The sequence below is a fragment of the Haemophilus sp. oral taxon 851 str. F0397 genome, from assembly GCF_000242295.1.
Lineage (GTDB): Bacteria > Pseudomonadota > Gammaproteobacteria > Enterobacterales > Pasteurellaceae > Haemophilus.
This window is the reverse complement of record NZ_JH591083.1, coordinates 45898-64692: the sequence shown is the minus strand read 5'-3', so window position 1 is coordinate 64692 and position 18795 is coordinate 45898. Positions and strand designations below refer to the sequence as shown.

At 37.7% G+C, this 18795-nt stretch carries 15 protein-coding genes; 6 read left to right on the top strand and 9 right to left on the bottom strand.

The genetic code is table 11. The features are described 5' to 3' along the window. The first annotated feature begins 56 nt into the window (after positions 1–56). From HMPREF9096_RS00390 to nrdB, 6 genes are all read left to right on the top strand, one after another. A complete protein-coding gene (locus HMPREF9096_RS00390; RefSeq protein ID WP_009501012.1) occupies positions 57–1784 on the top strand; it encodes a penicillin-binding protein activator in 1728 nt (575 codons plus the stop codon). Next, a complete protein-coding gene (locus tag HMPREF9096_RS00395) occupies positions 1784–2143 on the top strand; it encodes a YraN family protein (RefSeq protein ID WP_005628469.1) in 360 nt (119 codons plus the stop codon). Before HMPREF9096_RS00390 ends, HMPREF9096_RS00395 begins: the two co-directional genes overlap by 1 nt. A gap of 12 nt (positions 2144–2155) precedes the next feature. Further along, on the top strand, positions 2156–2740 hold the full coding sequence (locus HMPREF9096_RS00400) for an SIS domain-containing protein (protein ID WP_032803634.1): 585 nt from the start codon (positions 2156–2158) through the stop codon (positions 2738–2740). A gap of 56 nt (positions 2741–2796) precedes the next feature. Beyond that, positions 2797–3378 carry a division/outer membrane stress-associated lipid-binding lipoprotein gene (gene dolP / locus HMPREF9096_RS00405; RefSeq protein WP_009501010.1) on the top strand — a complete coding sequence of 194 codons (582 nt, stop codon included), beginning with the start codon at positions 2797–2799 and terminating at the stop codon, positions 3376–3378. Between the two features lie 245 nt (positions 3379–3623). Further along, complete coding sequence (gene nrdA, locus HMPREF9096_RS00410; RefSeq protein ID WP_009501009.1) at positions 3624–5894, top strand: class 1a ribonucleoside-diphosphate reductase subunit alpha; 2271 nt, start codon at positions 3624–3626, stop codon at positions 5892–5894. Between the two features lie 102 nt (positions 5895–5996). Beyond that, the gene (nrdB, locus tag HMPREF9096_RS00415) at positions 5997–7127 is read left to right on the top strand and encodes a class Ia ribonucleoside-diphosphate reductase subunit beta (RefSeq protein WP_005628461.1); all 1131 of its coding nucleotides are present in this window, start codon (positions 5997–5999) and stop codon (positions 7125–7127) included. 115 nt (positions 7128–7242) lie between these two features. Here nrdB and odhB read toward each other — a convergent pair whose 3' ends face one another. The 9 genes from odhB to proQ form a co-directional block, all read right to left on the bottom strand. Further along, positions 7243–8472 (bottom strand): 2-oxoglutarate dehydrogenase complex dihydrolipoyllysine-residue succinyltransferase, encoded by a 1230-nt coding sequence (gene odhB, locus HMPREF9096_RS00420; protein ID WP_009501008.1) that lies wholly within the window; start codon positions 8470–8472, stop codon positions 7243–7245. Positions 8473–8598: 126 nt separating this feature from the next. Beyond that, the gene (sucA, locus tag HMPREF9096_RS00425) at positions 8599–11406 is read right to left on the bottom strand and encodes a 2-oxoglutarate dehydrogenase E1 component (RefSeq protein WP_009501007.1); all 2808 of its coding nucleotides are present in this window, start codon (positions 11404–11406) and stop codon (positions 8599–8601) included. A gap of 343 nt (positions 11407–11749) precedes the next feature. Continuing rightward, positions 11750–12373, bottom strand: a complete 624-nt coding sequence (locus HMPREF9096_RS00430) for a ComEA family DNA-binding protein (protein ID WP_032803624.1) — start codon at positions 12371–12373, stop codon at positions 11750–11752. 91 nt (positions 12374–12464) lie between these two features. After that, positions 12465–13097, bottom strand: coding sequence for an MBL fold metallo-hydrolase (locus HMPREF9096_RS00435; RefSeq protein ID WP_009501004.1), 633 nt, complete (start codon positions 13095–13097; stop codon positions 12465–12467). Between the two features lie 9 nt (positions 13098–13106). Further along, positions 13107–13862: a TatD family hydrolase gene (locus HMPREF9096_RS00440; RefSeq protein WP_032803622.1), complete on the bottom strand. Its 756-nt coding sequence runs from the start codon at positions 13860–13862 to the stop codon at positions 13107–13109. A 52-nt stretch (positions 13863–13914) separates the two neighbouring features. Then, entirely contained in the window at positions 13915–14475 is a 561-nt protein-coding gene (locus tag HMPREF9096_RS00445; protein ID WP_009501002.1) for a YcbK family protein, read from the bottom strand. Between the two features lie 30 nt (positions 14476–14505). Continuing rightward, complete coding sequence (locus HMPREF9096_RS00450) at positions 14506–15972, bottom strand: L,D-transpeptidase family protein (RefSeq protein ID WP_009501001.1); 1467 nt, start codon at positions 15970–15972, stop codon at positions 14506–14508. A gap of 68 nt (positions 15973–16040) precedes the next feature. After that, positions 16041–18116, bottom strand: a complete 2076-nt coding sequence (prc, locus tag HMPREF9096_RS00455) for a carboxy terminal-processing peptidase (RefSeq protein ID WP_009501000.1) — start codon at positions 18114–18116, stop codon at positions 16041–16043. Between the two features lie 26 nt (positions 18117–18142). Beyond that, a complete protein-coding gene (proQ, locus tag HMPREF9096_RS00460) occupies positions 18143–18781 on the bottom strand; it encodes an RNA chaperone ProQ (protein WP_009500999.1) in 639 nt (212 codons plus the stop codon). Positions 18782–18795 lie beyond the last annotated feature (14 nt).

The following is an 18795-nucleotide window of genomic DNA, read 5'->3' as shown; positions in this document are numbered from 1 at the left end:
AGTTATGAGATAAGTAAGATCTGCCACAACTATTGTCTGTTTATGATGGAGCAAGAATGTCTATTCTATTACAAGGCGGACGTTTTAAAAAACGTTTAATGCCAATTTTATTGTCAATGGCCTTAGCTGGCTGTTCAAATCTACTTGGCAGCAGTTTTACGCAAACTTTACAACAAGATGCGAATGCAAGTTCTGAATTTTATATGAATAAATTAGGACAAGCACAAGAACTTGAAGATCAACAAACCTATAAATTGCTCGCAGCTCGCGTGTTAATCAGTGAAAATAAAGTTGAACAATCAGAAGCTTTATTAAGTGAGTTAGGTGAATTAAATGAGGCGCAAAAATTAGATCGTGCATTAATTGAAGCGAGAATTTCTGCTGCAAAAAATGCCAATGAAGTCGCGCAAAATCAATTACGTACATTGGATTTAAATAAATTAAGCCCGTCACAAAAATCTCGTTATTACGAAACCTTAGCTATTGTTGCAGAAAACCGTAAAGATATCATTGAGGCCGTAAAAGCGCGGGTAAAAATTGACGAAAATTTAACGGATGTACAACGTCGTCAAGATAATGTTGATAAAACTTGGGCATTGTTACGTTCAGCAAATACTGGCGTAATCAATAATACTTCAGATGAAGGCAACGCGGCTTTAGGCGGTTGGTTAGCGTTAATCAAAACCTACAATGATTATATTCGTCAACCCGTTCAATTAAGCCAAGCATTACAAAGTTGGAAAAACGCTTATCCAAATCATGCAGCCGCAACATTGTTCCCAAAAGAATTGCTTACATTGCTTAATTTCCAACAAACGAATGTGTCACAAATTGGCTTACTATTGCCATTAAGTGGTGATGGACAAATTCTTGGTACAACCATTCAATCAGGTTTCAACGACGCGAAAGGTAACTCAACAATTCCTGTGCAAGTATTTGATACCTCAATGAATTCTGTACAAGATATCATTGCGCAAGCAAAACAAGCGGGGATTAAAACCTTAGTGGGTCCATTACTAAAACAAAATCTTGATGTGATTTTAGCGGATCCAGCACAAATTCAAGGTATGGATGTACTTGCATTAAATGCAACACCAAATTCTCGTGCAATTGGTCAACTTTGCTATTATGGACTTTCACCAGAAGATGAAGCAGAGTCAGCAGCCAATAAAATGTGGAATGATGGAATTCGTAGTCCACTGGTTGCTATGCCGCAAAATGATTTAGGGCAACGCGTAGGTAATGCCTTTAATGTACGTTGGCAACAATTAGCAGGTACAGATGCGAATATTCGTTACTATAATCTACCAGCAGATGTTACTTATTTCCTTCAAGAAAATGGTTCAAATTCAACCGCACTTTATGTGGTCGCCAATCCAGATGAGTTAGTTGAAATGAAAGGCTATTTAACTAATAGCGCACCAAATTTACGTATTTATGCGAGCTCACGTTCAAGCTCCAATGCAGCAAGCAGCAATCCTGAGTTTGTTGCTCAAATGAATGGTGTTCAATTTAGTGATATTCCATTTTTTAAAGAAACCAATTCACCACAATATCAAAAACTCGCTAAAACAACTGGCGGTGAATATCAATTAATGCGTTTATACGCAATGGGTGCAGATGCTTGGTTACTCATCAACCAATTTAATGAATTGCGCCAAGTACCAGGATATCGCTTAAGTGGTTTAACTGGTGTTTTAAGTTCAGGTACAAATTGTAATGTTGAACGTGATATGACTTGGTATCAATATCAAGATGGTGCAATTGTACCAGTCGCAAACTAATGTTTTCTTTAAAACGTCAACAAGGGGCGAGCTTTGAGCATCAAGCTCGCCTTTTTTTAGAATCAAAAGGCTTAAAATTTATTGCGGCTAATCAAAATTTCAAATGTGGTGAACTTGATCTTATTATGAGTGACAAAGAAACCATCGTTTTTGTTGAAGTTCGCCAACGTTCTAATAATGCCTTTGGCTCGGCAATAGAAAGTGTAGATTGGCAAAAACAACAAAAATGGTTAGATGCTGCAAATTTATGGCTAATGAAACAAAATATGAGTTTAGAAGATGCCGATTGTCGTTTTGATTTAATCGCCTTTGGCAAAACGCCCCAAGATATTCAATGGATTCCTAATTTTCTCGATTAATGGCTTTTTATGATATTACAAAAAGTAAAAGATATTTATAGCGAAAGTATTCAAATTCAAATTGCTGCGTCTAGCATGCTTTCGGAAAATATTGCTAACGCCACCCAAATGGTGATGCAATGTTTGCTAGGCGGCAATAAAGTGATCGCTTGTGGCGTCTCCCGTTCTTATGCCAATGCACAGTTTCTCGTATCTAACTTACTTAATCGATATGATTTAGCAAGACCGAGTTTTCCCTCTGTGCTCTTAAGTTTAGAAAGTGCGGTGGGTTCTTCTCTTGTTTTTGAACACTCGCCTGAAGAATTGTATTGTCACCAATTTAATGCCGTTGCCAAACCGGGCGACTTACTTATCGCTTTTGCGCCTTTAGGAACAGAGAAAATCGTACTAAACACTATTTCTCATGCAGTAAATAAAGAAGTTAATGTCATTGCACTCACTGGCTCTAATAACGATGCAATTCAAGGAATTTTAGCCGATAATGATTTAGAAATATCGATTCCAGCAACCAAAGAAAGTCGAGTCTTAGAAAACCATCTTTTTGTTATCAATGCCCTTTGTGAATTAGTTGACCATACCTTGTTCCCAAGTGCTTGACAGCAAAATAAATCAATTTCAAACTAGCAGTAATTTAATCTCAAAAGGAGTTAATTATGACATTATCCCCGTTAAAAAAACTGACTATCGTGCTTAGCACAACATTCTTTTTACAAGGCTGTATCGTTGCCGCTCTTGGTGGTGGCGCTGCAGCGGCTAAAGTCGGTACCGATCCTCGAACAGCTGGCACACAAGTTGATGACGAAACACTAGAATTCAAAGTAGAAAATGCCGTTGAAAAAGATGCTCAAATCAAAACTGAAGGTCGTGTAAATGCAGTGTCTTACAATGGTCGAGTACTTTTAATCGGTCAAGTTCCCAATAGTGGTGTAAAAAAAACAGCCGCAGATCTTGCAAAAGGCGTTGAAGGTGTCAATGACATTTATAACGAGCTGACTGTTGGCCCAAAAATCTCTTTTGCACAAATCAGCAAAGACAGTTGGATTACCACTCAGGTCAAATCAAAAATGTTAGTCGATGGTCGAGTTAAAGCGACAGATGTAAAAGTTATTAGTGAAAATGGAGAAGTTTTCCTACTCGGTACGGTGACTCATGCCCAAGCTGATGCAGCTGCAGATATTGCAAGTAAAATCAGTGGCGTGCAAAAAGTAATTAAAGTTTTCAAATATCTAAACTAATCTTCAAAGTGCGGTAAAAATTCAACGAATCTCAACCGCACTTTTCTCATTCTTACAAGTAAAAAATTTGATTTTTTTGCTCTTTTGAAAAAAACATTTATTTTTAAATAAGTTACCTATTGTCAATAATTCAAGCAAAAAATTTATTGCTTGATCTCAAGCAAAAAACACATTACCTTGTGCGTGATTTTATTACAAACACTATATCTTGTGTTTAACATCGCCATAATAACAAGGGTCGTACAATGAATAAAAGCTTAATGGTAACCAAGCGTGATGGCACGCAGGAACAAATCAATCTTGATAAAATCCACCGTGTTATTACATGGGCAGCAGAAGGTCTAGACAATGTATCTGTTTCCCAAGTTGAGCTTCGCTCACACATTCAATTTTATGAAGGCATTCGTACTTCAGACATTCACGAAACCATTATTAAAGCAGCCGCAGATTTAATCAGCAAAGATACGCCTGATTATCAATTTTTAGCTGCTCGCTTAGCGATTTTCCATTTACGTAAAAAAGCCTACGGTCATTTTGATCCCCCTCGTTTATACGATCACGTCAAAAAATTAGTACGCATGGGTAAATACGATCATGCCTTATTGGATGATTACACCCGTGAAGAATGGGACACAATGGACGGATTCATCGATCATTGGCGTGATATGACGTTCTCTTATGCTGCCGTAAAACAATTAGAAGGTAAGTATTTAGTTCAAAACCGTGTGACGGGAGAAATCTACGAATCTGCACAATTCCTCTATTTACTGGTTGCCGCAAGTTTATTCTCTAAATATCCAAAAGAAACGCGTTTGGATTATGTAAAACGTTTCTACGATGCAACATCCACCTTCAAAATATCCTTACCAACGCCAATTATGGCAGGTGTGCGCACACCTACTCGTCAGTTCAGCTCTTGCGTATTAATTGAATGTGATGATAGCTTAGATTCAATCAATGCAACGGCATCAGCTATTGTGAAATATGTTTCACAACGCGCGGGGATTGGTATTAATGCAGGTGCAATTCGTGCATTAGGTAGTGAGATTCGTGGCGGTGAAGCATTCCATACGGGTTGCATTCCATTCTATAAATATTTCCAAACTGCGGTGAAATCTTGCTCACAGGGTGGCGTTCGTGGCGGTGCTGCGACACTTTATTACCCAATTTGGCACTTAGAAGCAGAAAGCTTACTTGTATTAAAAAATAACCGTGGTGTAGAAGACAACCGTGTTCGTCATATGGATTATGGCGTCCAATTAAACAAATTAATGTATCAACGCTTAATTAAAGGCGGCGAGATTACTTTATTTAGTCCATCAGATGTACCTGGACTTTATGAAGCATTCTTTGCGGATCAAGACAAATTTGAAGAACTGTACGTAAAATACGAACAAGATCCAACTATCCGCAAACGCACTGTCAAAGCCGTTGAGATTTTCTCTTTATTAATGCAAGAACGTGCATCAACAGGTCGTATCTACATTCAAAACGTAGACCACTGTAATACTCACTCTCCGTTTGATCCACAAGTGGCACCAGTTCGCCAATCTAACCTATGTTTAGAAATCGCGTTACCAACGAAGCCGCTTGAGCACATTAATGATGAAAATGGAGAAATCGCACTTTGTACCCTTTCCGCATTTAACTTAGGTAAGATTGAAAACTTAGATGAATTAGAAGAACTTGCCGATCTTGCAGTGCGTTCACTTGATGCATTATTAGATTATCAAGATTACCCTGTGGTGGCGGCAAAACGTAGTTCACTTGCTCGTCGTTCATTAGGTATCGGTGTAATTAACTATGCTTATTATCTTGCGAAAAATGGTGTTCGTTATTCTGATGGTTCAGCTAATGATTTAACTCACCGCACTTTTGAAGCCATTCAATACTATTTATTGAAAGCCTCTATGAACTTAGCAAAAGAGCAAGGTGCTTGCGAATACTTCAATGAAACCACTTATGCAAAAGGCATTTTACCTATTGATACCTATAAGAAAGATTTAGATGCCTTAACTCAAGAGCCGTTACATTATGATTGGGAAAGCTTACGTAAAGATATCCAAGAATTTGGTTTACGTAACTCAACCTTAACTGCCTTAATGCCATCAGAAACATCATCACAAATTTCCAATGCGACTAATGGTATTGAGCCACCGCGTGGTCATGTAAGTATTAAAGCGTCAAAAGATGGCATCCTAAAACAAGTTGTACCTGAATACGAAAACTTAAGCGACAACTACGAATTACTTTGGGATATTCCAAGTAATGACGGCTACTTACATTTAGTCGGTATTATGCAAAAATTCGTAGACCAAGCGATCTCCGCCAACACCAACTACGATCCAAAACGTTTTGAAGACGGTAAAGTACCAATGAAAGTGTTGTTAAAAGATCTTTTAACCGCTTATAAATATGGTCTAAAAACTCTTTACTATCAAAACACTCGCGATGGCGCTGAAGATGCTCAAGAAGATCTTGATGATGGCTGTGCTGGTGGAGCGTGTAAGATTTAAATTAAACATTGCTTTCTATTCTTGTAGGGTGGGCTTTAGCCCACCAAAACTTTCTTATTAAAATGGTGGGCTAAAGCCCACCCTACGATATGGAGACAAAAAATGGCATACACCACTTTCTCACAAAACAAAAACGACCAGTTAAAAGAACCGATGTTCTTTGGTCAAAACGTTAACGTTGCGCGTTACGATCAACAAAAATATGAGACGTTTGAAAAACTCATTGAAAAACAACTTTCTTTCTTCTGGCGTCCGGAAGAAGTGGATGTGTCACAAGACCGTATCGACTATGCCGCGTTACCTGAGCATGAAAAGCACATTTTCATCAGTAACTTAAAATATCAAACCTTATTAGATTCTATTCAAGGTCGTAGTCCAAACGTGGCATTATTGCCTTTAGTGTCTATTCCTGAATTAGAAACTTGGATTGAGACTTGGACATTCTCTGAAACCATCCACTCTCGTTCTTACACGCACATTATTCGTAACATTGTAAACGATCCATCTATCGTATTTGATGATATCGTGACTAACGAAGAAATCATTAAACGTGCACGTGATATTTCTTCTTATTACGATGATTTAATTCGTGATAGCCAACTTTACAGTCTGTACGGCGAAGGTACTTACACAGTAGACGGTAAAGAATGTGTCGTGACATTACGTAATTTGAAAAAACAACTTTATCTTTGCTTAATGAGTGTGAATGCACTTGAAGCTATTCGTTTCTACGTATCCTTCGCTTGCTCCTTTGCCTTTGCAGAACGTCAATTAATGGAAGGTAATGCGAAAATTATTAAATTTATCGCACGTGATGAAGCCCTACACTTAACTGGTACACAGCACATTTTAAACATCATGGCTGCAGGTCAAGATGATCCAGAAATGGCTGAAATTGCGGAAGAATGTAAACAAGAAGCCTATGATTTATTCTTAGCGGCTGCAGAACAAGAAAAAGACTGGGCAGATTATTTGTTTAAAGACGGTTCGATGATTGGTTTGAACAAAGACATTTTGGTGCAATATGTGGAATATATCACTAATATCCGTATGCAAGCTGTTGGTCTTCCATTGCCATTTGGTGCACGTTCTAATCCAATTCCATGGATTAACGCATGGCTTGTTTCTGACAACGTACAAGTGGCGCCACAAGAAGTGGAAGTGAGTTCTTATCTTGTAGGTCAAATTGACTCAAAAGTTGATACGAATGATTTTGGGGATTTCGATCTCTAATTAAAAACACATAAGAAAATAACCGAACTTTGGAATATTCTTCCTAAATATTTAAAGTGCGGTCAATTTTTTGTTCATTTTAAAAGGCCTTCTAACACAGAAAGCCTTTTCTTTCTTAGATTTCCAATAATAATCTTGTTGGATCTTCCAATAATTCTTTAATTGTCACTAAGAAACCAACAGATTCACGGCCATCAATTAAACGATGATCGTAAGATAAAGCAAGATACATCATCGGACGAATCACAACTTGACCATTAAGCGCAATCGGACGTTCTTTAATTGCATGCATTCCTAAAATCGCACTTTGTGGTGGATTGATAATTGGGGTGGACATAAGAGAACCAAACACGCCGCCATTTGTAATGGTAAAATTGCCGCCAGTGAGATCTTCTACAGTCAATTTGCCATCACGACCTTTTTCAGCTAATGCTTTAATTTGTTTTTCGATCTCTGCCATACTGAGCTTATCGCAATCGCGAAGCACTGGTGTGACTAATCCACGCGGGGTAGAAACCGCAATACTGATATCAAAATAGTTATGGTAAACAACATCATCACCATCAATGGAAGCATTAACTTCAGGATAACGTTTTAATGCTTCCACAACCGCTTTGATATAGAAAGACATAAATCCTAAACGCACACCATGTTGTTTTTCAAATTTTTCGCCGTAGGTTTTACGCAAAGTCATTATCGGTTGCATATCCACTTCATTGAAAGTAGTAAGCATTGCTGTACTATTTTTGGCTTCCAGTAAACGTTCAGCAATACGTTTACGCAAACGGGTCATTGGCACACGTTTTTCAGAACGTGCACTATAAGCTACCGTACTAATTGTATTTTGCTCAGTGGCAGCTTCTTGTTTCGCTTGTAGTGCTTGTCGTTTTGCGATTTCACGTTCAATATCTTCACGCGTTAAACGGCCACCCACGCCCGAACCTTGGATTTGATCTGCTTGTAAATCATGTTCTGCTAATAAACGACGAATCGCAGGTCCCTGATCCGCATTATGATTATGACTATTTTCAATTGCTGCATGTTGACGATCAGATGGTGTAGGTTCATTCGTTGCTTTTAACGTCTCTGAACTAACATCCCCTTCTTGAGCCGTAGAAATTTTGCCTAGCAACTGTTTACTCACCACAGTTTCGCCCTCAGCTTGAACAACTTCTGCCAGTACGCCATCAGAAAGTGCGGGTACTTCTAGCACGACTTTATCCGTTTCAATTTCTACAATAACTTCATCACGTTTAACGGTATCACCTACTTTTTTATGCCAAGTAGCAACGGTTGCATCTGCAACTGATTCAGGTAGGTCTGGAACAAGAATTTCAATGGTCATTTTATTTTTCCTTATCTCTTAACTTAAAGTGCAACTTATTGCACTAAATTACTCTTTTACTTTTTATCCAGGATGCAACAAGTACACCTGTAAATTTATAAAAATATCTTAATTTTTAACCGCACTTTATAGGGTTAACGCATCTTCCACTAACTGTTTTTGCTGTTTAGTGTGAAGCGACATATAACCCACAGCAGGCGAAGCTGAAGCTGGACGCCCTGCATATTTAAGTTTAACGAATTCTGGAATTGCTGATTCAAAATTATGTTTACTGCAATACCAAGCCCCTTGGTTAAGTGGTTCTTCTTGACACCATACATAATCCGTGACATGTGCATAAGGCTCAAGCACTTTCTTCACATCCTCATGTGGGAATGGATAAAGCTGCTCAATACGAATAATCGCCACATCTTTTTGATTATTGGCGCGACGTTGTTCAAGCAAATCGTAATAAACTTTACCTGAACACATTACCACACGTTTTACATCTTTAGGATCAAGTTCGTCAATTTCTCCAATTACAGTTTGAAAGGCTCCATGAATCAACTCATCTAAACTGGATACAGCTAATGGGTGACGTAGCAAAGATTTTGGAGAAATAGCAATTAATGGACGACGCATCTTACGCAACGATTGACGACGAAGCATGTGATACACCTGTGCTGGCGTTGATGGCACGCAGACTTGCATATTTTGTTCAGCACAAAGTTGCAAATAACGTTCAAGACGAGCAGAAGAATGTTCTGGACCTTGTCCCTCATAGCCATGAGGCAATAACATAACTAAACCACACATTCTGCCCCATTTTTGTTCGCCAGAGCTAATAAATTGGTCGATAACAATTTGTGCACCATTAGCAAAATCGCCAAATTGCGCTTCCCAAATAGTTAAAGTTTTTGGATCCGTTGTTGCATAGCCATATTCAAAAGCAAGAACAGATTCTTCAGATAGTACCGAATCCCATACTTCAAAACGACCTTGATTAGCATGCAAATGTGTTAATGGTACATACCCCGTACCATCATTTTGATTATGCACAACGGCATGACGATGGAAAAAGGTTCCGCGCCCCGCATCTTCACCTGATAAACGGACATTAACACCTTCATCAAGTAAAGTTGCATAAGCCATGGTTTCAGCCATCCCCCAGTCGAGCAATTTCTCGCCTTGATACATTGCTTTACGATCATTATAGATTTTTTCTACACGAGGATGCGCACGTAAACTTTCTGGATATTCACATACACGTTTAGCAAGGGTTAAAAAACGTTCCTGTGAAAATTTGCTTTCATACGGTGCAGTCCAATCATAGTTGAGATATTGCAACCAATCCATTTTTGCCGTATCCATTTCTCGCCATTCTGATACGACTCGATCACCATTATCTAGCGCATCGCGATAATCATTTGCCATCTCGGTGACTTGTTCTTCAGTCATCACGCCTTCTGAAATCAAGCGATCGGCATAAACTTTACGAGGTGTAGGATGCTTTTTGATGATGCTATACATCATTGGCTGAGTGGCTAATGGCTCATCGGCTTCATTATGACCATGACGGCGATAAGAAATCAAATCAATAAAAATATCTCGTTTGAATAAATTACGATATTCCACTGCCATACGTGCAGCAAAAGCCACCGCTTCAGGATCATCACCATTAACGTGAATAATCGGCGCTTGAATCATTTTTGCAATATCGGTGCAATACTCTGTGGAACGCGTGTCATTCGGGTTAGATGTCGTAAAGCCAATTTGGTTATTAATCACGATACGAATGGTACCACCCACACTGTAACCACGAGCATTTGACATATTCAATGTTTCTTGAACAACGCCTTGCCCTGCTACAGCGGAATCACCATGTACTGTAATCGCTAAAACTTGACTACGCGTTGTATCATTAATACGAGTCTGTCTTGAACGCACAGAGCCCACCACTACTGGGCTTACAATTTCCAAATGAGATGGATTAAATGCCAAAGTTAAGTGAACTCGCTTATCATCCACTGCGAAATCAGAAGAAAAACCTTGATGATATTTCACATCCCCCGTACGTTCACTCGAATGTTTACCCGCAAATTCATCAAATAAATCCTCAGGCTTTTTACCTAATACATTCACGAGCATATTCAAACGCCCACGGTGTGCCATTCCCATTACCACATCATTTACCCCTTGGCGACTAGCATGACGGATAATTTCTTTCATTAATGGAATAAATGCATCACTTCCTTCTAAAGAAAAGCGTTTCGCCCCCGGGAATTTTGCACCCAGATAACGTTCTAAACCGTCTGCAGCGGTAAGTTCACGAAGAAAATTAACACGTTCCTCAGATGTAAAAAGCGGTTTATCTAACACACTTTCCATTTTGCTCTGAAGCCAAGTTTTCTGTGCCATATCTTGTACATGCATAAACTCTAAGCCAATTGAGCCACAATAGGTCTCTTTCAACATTTGAGCTAACTCACCAAGCTTAATGGTATCGCGTTTATAAACGTAATGATTAATATTGAAGGTTTCGTTGAGATCTTGTTCAGTAAAACCGTGATGATGATAATCTAATTCAGGGACGGAAGAGACTTTCCAACGATAATAATTTAGGGGATCGAGATTAGCCTCTAAATGGCCACGAAAACGATAGGCATTGATAAATTGTAGAACTTTCACCAATTTTGCACCAGCAGCCGGATCTATCACTGTCACCGCTTCATTATGATTTTCTCGTGCTAAGCGACGAAAATAATCTCGCACTGGTGTATGAGGCTGTTCAAGTGCGGTCATTTTTGGTAAAGAATCAAAAGTGGTTCGCCAACTTTCCTCCACCGACTGCGGATCACTCAAATAGCTTTCATAAAGCTCTTCTATATAAGATTGATTTGCACCGCCTAATGCTGTGCTAGCTAACCAATCATCAAATGCCTTGTTTTGCTGCATAATTACCTCTTTATTATGATTATTTGGAACGATATTTTTCGCTCCATTTTTTCTCCATTATACATAGGATTGAAAAGGAAATAAGCCTCTTATCAGAAATTGTTACAGATTTGTGATCTGGCTCAAATGTTTAATTAATGACTTGGTTTAGTTAAATGAATATAACAAAATTTTCTTATTCTATATTCTTAAAAAAAAACAATAATTTGAATAAGTCTATAATCAAAAAAATACTTGGGGATAAAGAAGAATATACTTATGATAGAGAGAAAAAAGGCGGGATAACTCCCGCCTCATAACGTAAAAGGTTGCTAGCTAACTAGCCAAAACTTTAACTAAATACTTAGAAAGTTAATAATGGTGCTATTTTTTCAATAGTGGTTGAACCTAAACCTTCAATTTTTGATAACTCTGCGATGTCTTTAATTTTGCCAACTTTATTACGATAGTCGATGATTGCTTGCGCTTTTTTCTCACCGATACCAGAAAGTTTTTGTAATGTGTTAGCATCCGCTTTATTAATATTAATCTTAGCAGAATCTACAACAGATTTAACGTTATCTTTCGCACTATTCATTTTTTCTGCTGCTTTTTCTTTCGTTTCTTTCACTTTCTCCGCAGCTTTGTGTTTTAAAGCTTTGTGACTATCTTCTGATGAAGAATCTTTTAATGATTTTGCTTTATCTTTGACTGAATCAACTTTTTCTTTCTCTACAGCCATTTTTTCTTTCATAGAAGAAACGCCTTCGGTCGCTTTTTCTTTTGTTGAAGAAACTTTTTCTAAAACATTTCCTTTCGCAGCTGACGCAGAATCTTTTACTGATTTCACATTTTCTGACACGGTTGTTTTAACATTATCTTTCGCCACATCTTTTAATGTAGCCAATGGATTTTCATTTGATAATGCAAAACCTGAAATAGCAAGGGTAAGTGCGGTAACACTTAAAAGAGATTTTAAAGATTTCATATAAACTCCTATTATAAAATTTGCCAGAGGCACGCTTAAGACTCCCTCTCTGGCAATTAGTTCAAAATACCATAAAAAATTCACCGCACTTTTAACGATTTAAAAATGGGTTTATCTGTTTTTCTCGGCCAATGGTTGTATAAGGCCCATGCCCAGCAATAATAATCAGATCATCATTCAACGGTAATAGTTTTGTTCGAATTGAAGAAATCAATGTTTCATAATCACCACGAGGGAAATCAGTACGACCAATTCCGCCTTGAAATAATACATCGCCTGTAAATGCCACTTTTTTCTCATGTTCAATAAAACCAATATGCCCTGGTGTATGCCCTGGTAAATGTAAAATCTCGAAACTAAAGCCATCTAATTTTAAGATTTCTCCTTCTTGATTAAACCAACGATCAGGTAAAAAGGCTTCAATATTTGGTAAACCAAAACGTTGCGCTTGTTCTGGCAAACTCTCAAATAAAAATTTATCTTCTTCATGAGAACCCCAAATTTCAACGCCAAAATGTTGTTTTAACTGCATCGCTGCGCCAACATGATCTAAATGACCATGGGTAAGTAAAATCACTTTAAGATTTAAATTCAGTTCTTCAATACGTTGAATTAGGCGTTCGGCTTCGCCACCTGGGTCAATGATTGCTGCATTTTTGTCTTCATCCCAAATCAAAGAACAGTTTTGTTGAAATGCGGTGACTGGGATAATTTCGATATTCATGTTTGCTCCTTATAATCGATAAAATTGTTGAGTATTCAAAAGCATTTGCTCTTGAACATAATGTAATGGCAAAGATTTTAATTCAGCTACTTTCTTCACTACTGCGAATAATTGCTCAGAAATTACCCTACTTTCAAATCCTTCGTGTGGCCAGGGACTATCCGTTTCAATCATCAAACGGTTTAACGACAAATTTTGAGCAACATATTGCGTTTTAGGATTCCATAAAATATCTGGCGTTAGGCTAGCAAAATATGGTGTAGATAAAAATTTCTGAAAAGATTTTTCATCTGTCTTAAACCAATGAAAATGGGCACGTTGAATATTATGTTTCTCCAATAATTCAAGGGCAATATCCACATCATTATGCACAATATGTAAATTTAACGGTAAATCCCATTTTTTCGCTATCAGAATAAATCGTTCCAGTAATTCAATGTAAGGTACGTAATCCAAATTTGAATTTTCACGTTTAGAATAATGTGGCAACCCCACCTCGCCAATCGCAGAAATCGATGAATGATTTTCATCAATCCATTGAAATAATTCTTCTTGCTCTTCTAACTTCAGCAAAGGCTGTTCAGGATGAAAACCAGCTGCAATATAAAGTTTCTCGGGATAAGTCTGTTTTAAATTCAATAGTTTTTTAGCACTTTTTAGATTCGTACTTACCGCAAGCATACCTGTAATCTTTGAATCCCCGAGTGTTTTCTGGATATTCTCATCAGAGAGTTGATCCAAATGAAGATGACTATCAAATAGCATAGTATTTTCCAATGAAAAACCGCACAAAAGTGCGGTCAATTTTAAATTTATTTTATACCCCTTTCCAGGTTCTAACAGGGCCAGTATCCACATGAATAAAATTACTTGTCGGATAATATCCTACCCCACCATTACTTAGGTTTTCTGCAGCAGCTTTTACTTTAGCCAAAGGCACGCCTGCAATACGAAAATCAATGGCTTTTCCTTTAATATGATAACTATTACTTGCTACTCCGCTACTTTGACGATGACGCATTGCATTAGTTGCAGCAGAACGATACCCACAAATGACTTCAATTTCAGCATTGCGTAACCCTAAATTGCTTTGAATGTTATAAAACTTGTGGAATAAATTTGGATCCATTCTATGAACTTGGTTTGTTCGTTTATCGCGCATAAAATGGTCCAATTTTTTTAATGTGGCACTTGCGAAACCTTTTTGAGCAGAAAACTCACCACTTAATCGCTCTCCCGTATTAATGTTACGGAACGTCAAAATACGAGGTTTAGGTGTTGAAACCATTGCAAATACAGAATTTGGTAAAACTGATGCGCCTAAAACAATGCCACCGAGCGACAGCCATTTACGTTTCTGTTTATCAACTTTGTGCATCATCTCTCCTTTCTATTTTTTGATGGATTATTAGAGATATTTTTTGACGACATTCCAGTTAATTCCACTGAAATTCATCAATCCATCATATTTATAAATATCTGGCAATGCCTGAATTTTTCCATTCTCAACCCAAGATGTCACATAGTATATAAATACTGGGTTTTCCGAACGAATTGGGGTAGAAACCGTTTTTTTACTCTCTAAAACATTCTTTTTACGTTCATCAGACCACCCTGCTTCTTTCAATAAAATACTAGCAAGTTGATCGGACTTTTCCACACGCACACAACCAGAACTTAATGCGCGATCTTTACGGCTAAACAGCCCATGATTTGGCGTGTCATGCAAATAAATAGCATCTGAGCTTGGCATATTAAATTTATAATTACCCAGTGCACTATCACCCGCAGCTTGTCGAACTCGATAAGGGAATTTATTACCAATAGATGCCCAATTTATCGAGTAAGGATCAATCACATTGCCAGCACTATCCAAAATAGAATAATTATGAGCTGCAATATAACTTGGATCTGCTTTCATTTTTGGCAATAAATCTTCATTAATTAAGCGAGTAGGCGCATTCCAAGGTGGATTCACAACAACACTACTTAATTTACTATACATCACGGGCGTACGGCGTTCATCCTTACCAACAATAACACGAGATTCCAAAGTTAAATTACCATCACGATAATACTGCAATTTATAACTTGGAATATTCACGAAAATACCATTATGAAAATCAGGAATCACCCGTAAACGTTGCGCATTAATAGCAAGCTTTTTACCTACTTCTGACAGTCCTGATGCAGATACCATTGATGATAAGGCTTTAACAGTTTGATGATATAAGTGATTATCGCCCGATAAACTTTGTACAAAACCTAAAAGTTGACCATTTTCTACCGCACTTAACCAACGTTGAATATGCTCATCTGCAGGTTGTTGAACTTGATAAGCGCTAGATGAATACAACCAACGTTGAGCTTGAGCGCCTACATTTTGAGTATAATACAAATAATCTAGCAATATATCGCTCAATAAAACATCATAAGCTAATCCGCCTTGTTGTTCGATCAATTCAAATGATTCTAAGGATTTTGCTGAACGTTTAGAAATACCACTAGCCACCATCGCGGCATAACCCTGTAATAATTGGCGAGCCGCAGCATTATCTTTCCATAATGGTGTATATTTACGTTCTGCATATAAACGAGCTAACAACGGCTTAAACTGTAAAGCATTCTCCCCTATTTCATGGGTTAGCGACATTTCTAAAATCGCTTGCTTTTCCTGTGCTAAGCGGGCTTGATCTAATTTAATTTCCTCTTCAAGCTTTTGTTTTTCTTCTGGAGATAAATGCGAAACATCAATGCCATGAAGTTTCACAGATTGCTCATTTTTTGCAAAATCTGCTAAAGCGCATCCTGATGTCATCATTGATAATGACAACGCAAATACTGAGAGCTTTGCAGTGCTTTTAAACATAGCCATTCCTTAAACATTCCCTAAAACAACCGCACTTTATTTAAGTTCTAAAACAAAGTGCGGTTAAAATAATTTTATTTTTTCTCTTCTACTGTTTCTGTTTGTTTCTGAGTTTCTTTGCCAACAGCTTGCCCAGTTGAATTCAACATAACAAAATCCGCAGCCATTTTTTCTGCTTCTTTTAAGAAGAAATCTGGCGCTTCATAATCTTTCGGTAAATCATCAATATCATTTAATGCTTTTTTACCTTCACGTTTAAAACGCTCATTAATATCTTTTAAACGTCTTGCATCATCCTTATCATTTTCAGCTTTACGTGTTTGATAATTCAATGATAAGAATTTGCGATCACGGCGCTCATTACGAATTTTTAAATCTTCATTCAATGCAATAAATTCAGGATCTTTAGCAATACGCTCAAGATGTTTTTGATTTAATACATCAACATCTTTGCGCGCATTACCAACTTCTTTATAAGTTGCGGATGGAATTTTATCCCACGGCAATGCATTATCTTCTTTATCTTCGCCATATTCTTTCGCATCGATAATTTCAGGGAAATTAATATCTGCCGCCACACCTTTTAACTGAGTTGATCCACCATTAATTCGATAGAACTTTTGGATGGTATATTGCAATAAACCTAACGGCGTCTGATCTAAATCATACACAAAATTCAAAGGGCGACTTTGCTGAACGGTACCTTTACCGTAAGTATTTTGTCCAATAACAATACCGCGATTATAATCCTGCATTGCTGCTGCAAAAATCTCTGATGCCGAAGCACTATAACGGTTAATCATGACAAACAAAGGACCTTTATATTGTTGCTCTGCATCATCATCTTCATGTACACGAATTCGTTGATAAGCATCACGTACTTGTACAACAGGGCCATTAGTAATAAACAAACCACTTAAAGCAACCGCTTCTGTTAATGCGCCACCACCGTTCTCACGCAAATCAATAATTAACGCATCGGCTTTTTGTTTCTCTGCTTTAACCAATAATTTTTTAACATCATCAGTTAAACCAATATAGAAACTTGGCACTTTGATTACCGCAATATTTTTACCATCTGCTTTATCCATAGTTAATTTTGCGGCTTGATCTTCAATACGCACTTTATCGCGAACTAAAGTAATAATACGGGATTTTCCACCTTTAGACGGCTCAATTTCTAACCGCACTTTTGTGCCTTTTTTACCCTTGATTTTCTCAACGATATCTTCTAAACGCCAGCCAACAATGTCTTCAATCTCGCCTGTAGCTTGTCCCACACCGATAATTTTATCTCCGGGATGTAATTTTTTACTTTTCTCCGCAGGTGCGCCAGGAACAAGCGACTTGATGCTTGTTTCATCATCTTCTGATTGTAAAGTTGCCCCAATCCCCTCAAGCGAAAGATTCATGCTTTCATTAAAACTTTTAGCTGTTCTTGGTGCAAGATAGCTTGTATGTGGATCAATTTCACGAGCAAATGCATTCAAATAGGTTTGCAAAATGTCATCTGCCTTCGTTTGAGTTAAACGGCGAATTGCCAAATTATAACGTTTGGTGAGTTTTGTTTTAATTTCTGACCATTTTTTATCTTTTAATTTAAGATTGATAATGTCATTTTTGACTCGTTCTTCCCAAAGCTTGTTAGCATCCTCTTCGTTTTTCGGAAATGCCGCTTTTTCACGATCAATTTCAATTTGATCCTGGCCATTCAAATTAGGCTCTTTATCTAATAAAGACAAGGCATAAGCATAACGTTCATAACGACGCTTCATCATTACATCATAAATATCAAAAGCAGCAGAAAGATCACCTTGATTCAACTGATCATCTAACTTAGCACCATATTTTTGACGAAGTTCATCTACATCAGATTGCAAAAAGGTGTTATGGCTAAAATCAATATTTTTAATATAACGATCAAAAATCTTCTCAGAAAAAGCATCATCCAATGAGATCTTTCGATAATGCGATTGGGTCAATCGAGTCGTTGCACGCTTAGTCGCCAACTGATTCTCTTCGCTTGCTGTTGGAATAGTAATATCGCTCAGTTTTAATTTAGGCTGCACAGCAAAAGCAGGTACAGAGCCGATTAACAATGCCGATAACAATGCGCTAGTAATCACATTTTTTGAAATATTAGATCTCATAACCTTTCCCGAGTAGAATTAAATCATTATGCAAATAAACGATCTGCAGCTACGCTCATAACCAAACCGTTTTCAAGCTCAACACGTGCTGAATCTTTTAGCACTTCCACTACTGTTGCTTTTTTGGCATGATCACCAGCTTTCACTTTCACCACAGAACCAACAGAAATTTGTGAAAAATCAACCGCACTTAATGACGGCTTATTGAAATGTTTAGCATTTTTATTTGCTGGTTTACGTGGGCGTTGTTTTTGTTGAGCTTTTTTCGCTGCAGCCTCTGCTTTACGTTTTTCAGCAACACGCGCTTTTGCATCTGCAAGCTGTTGAGCTGCATGAGTTACATGTTCCGCTTCTAATACTCCGGCTGGATTACCTTGTAAATCTACGCGCACCGCACCTTCTCGACAACCATGTAAATAACGCCAATTTGATGTGTATTGACGAAGAGCCTGACGCAACTGAGTTTTGCTTACACGCTCATCATCTTGTAATGCTTCCGCTAAATCTTGGAACAGACCAATTTTTAATGGTTTTGCTTCTCCTTCTAAAATAAAGCAAAGTGGGAATTTTTCAGCCAAATACGCAATAATATCTTTTGTATTGGTTAGTTTTTGTGAATTTACTTGCGCATCAGTGGTCTGAACGCCAGATTGAGAATCAGTCATGTTAGTTATCCTAG

Excerpts from the sequence above, each read along its gene's own strand:
- HMPREF9096_RS00435 (WP_009501004.1), bottom strand. The coding sequence starts at position 13,097 with ATGAATATCGAAATTATCCCAGTCACCGCATTTCAACAAAACTGTTCT.
- HMPREF9096_RS00430 (WP_032803624.1), bottom strand. The coding sequence starts at position 12,373 with ATGAAATCTTTAAAATCTCTTTTAAGTGTTACCGCACTTACCCTTGCT.
- nrdA (WP_009501009.1), top strand. The coding sequence starts at position 3,624 with ATGAATAAAAGCTTAATGGTAACCAAGCGTGATGGCACGCAGGAACAA.
- nrdB (WP_005628461.1), top strand. The coding sequence starts at position 5,997 with ATGGCATACACCACTTTCTCACAAAACAAAAACGACCAGTTAAAAGAA.
- dolP (WP_009501010.1), top strand. The coding sequence starts at position 2,797 with ATGACATTATCCCCGTTAAAAAAACTGACTATCGTGCTTAGCACAACA.
- proQ (WP_009500999.1), bottom strand. The coding sequence starts at position 18,781 with ATGACTGATTCTCAATCTGGCGTTCAGACCACTGATGCGCAAGTAAAT.
- HMPREF9096_RS00395 (WP_005628469.1), top strand. The coding sequence starts at position 1,784 with ATGTTTTCTTTAAAACGTCAACAAGGGGCGAGCTTTGAGCATCAAGCT.
- HMPREF9096_RS00390 (WP_009501012.1), top strand. The coding sequence starts at position 57 with ATGTCTATTCTATTACAAGGCGGACGTTTTAAAAAACGTTTAATGCCA.
- HMPREF9096_RS00445 (WP_009501002.1), bottom strand. The coding sequence starts at position 14,475 with ATGCACAAAGTTGATAAACAGAAACGTAAATGGCTGTCGCTCGGTGGC.
- HMPREF9096_RS00450 (WP_009501001.1), bottom strand. The coding sequence starts at position 15,972 with ATGGCTATGTTTAAAAGCACTGCAAAGCTCTCAGTATTTGCGTTGTCA.
- odhB (WP_009501008.1), bottom strand. The coding sequence starts at position 8,472 with ATGACCATTGAAATTCTTGTTCCAGACCTACCTGAATCAGTTGCAGAT.
- sucA (WP_009501007.1), bottom strand. The coding sequence starts at position 11,406 with ATGCAGCAAAACAAGGCATTTGATGATTGGTTAGCTAGCACAGCATTA.
- prc (WP_009501000.1), bottom strand. The coding sequence starts at position 18,116 with ATGAGATCTAATATTTCAAAAAATGTGATTACTAGCGCATTGTTATCG.
- HMPREF9096_RS00440 (WP_032803622.1), bottom strand. The coding sequence starts at position 13,862 with ATGCTATTTGATAGTCATCTTCATTTGGATCAACTCTCTGATGAGAAT.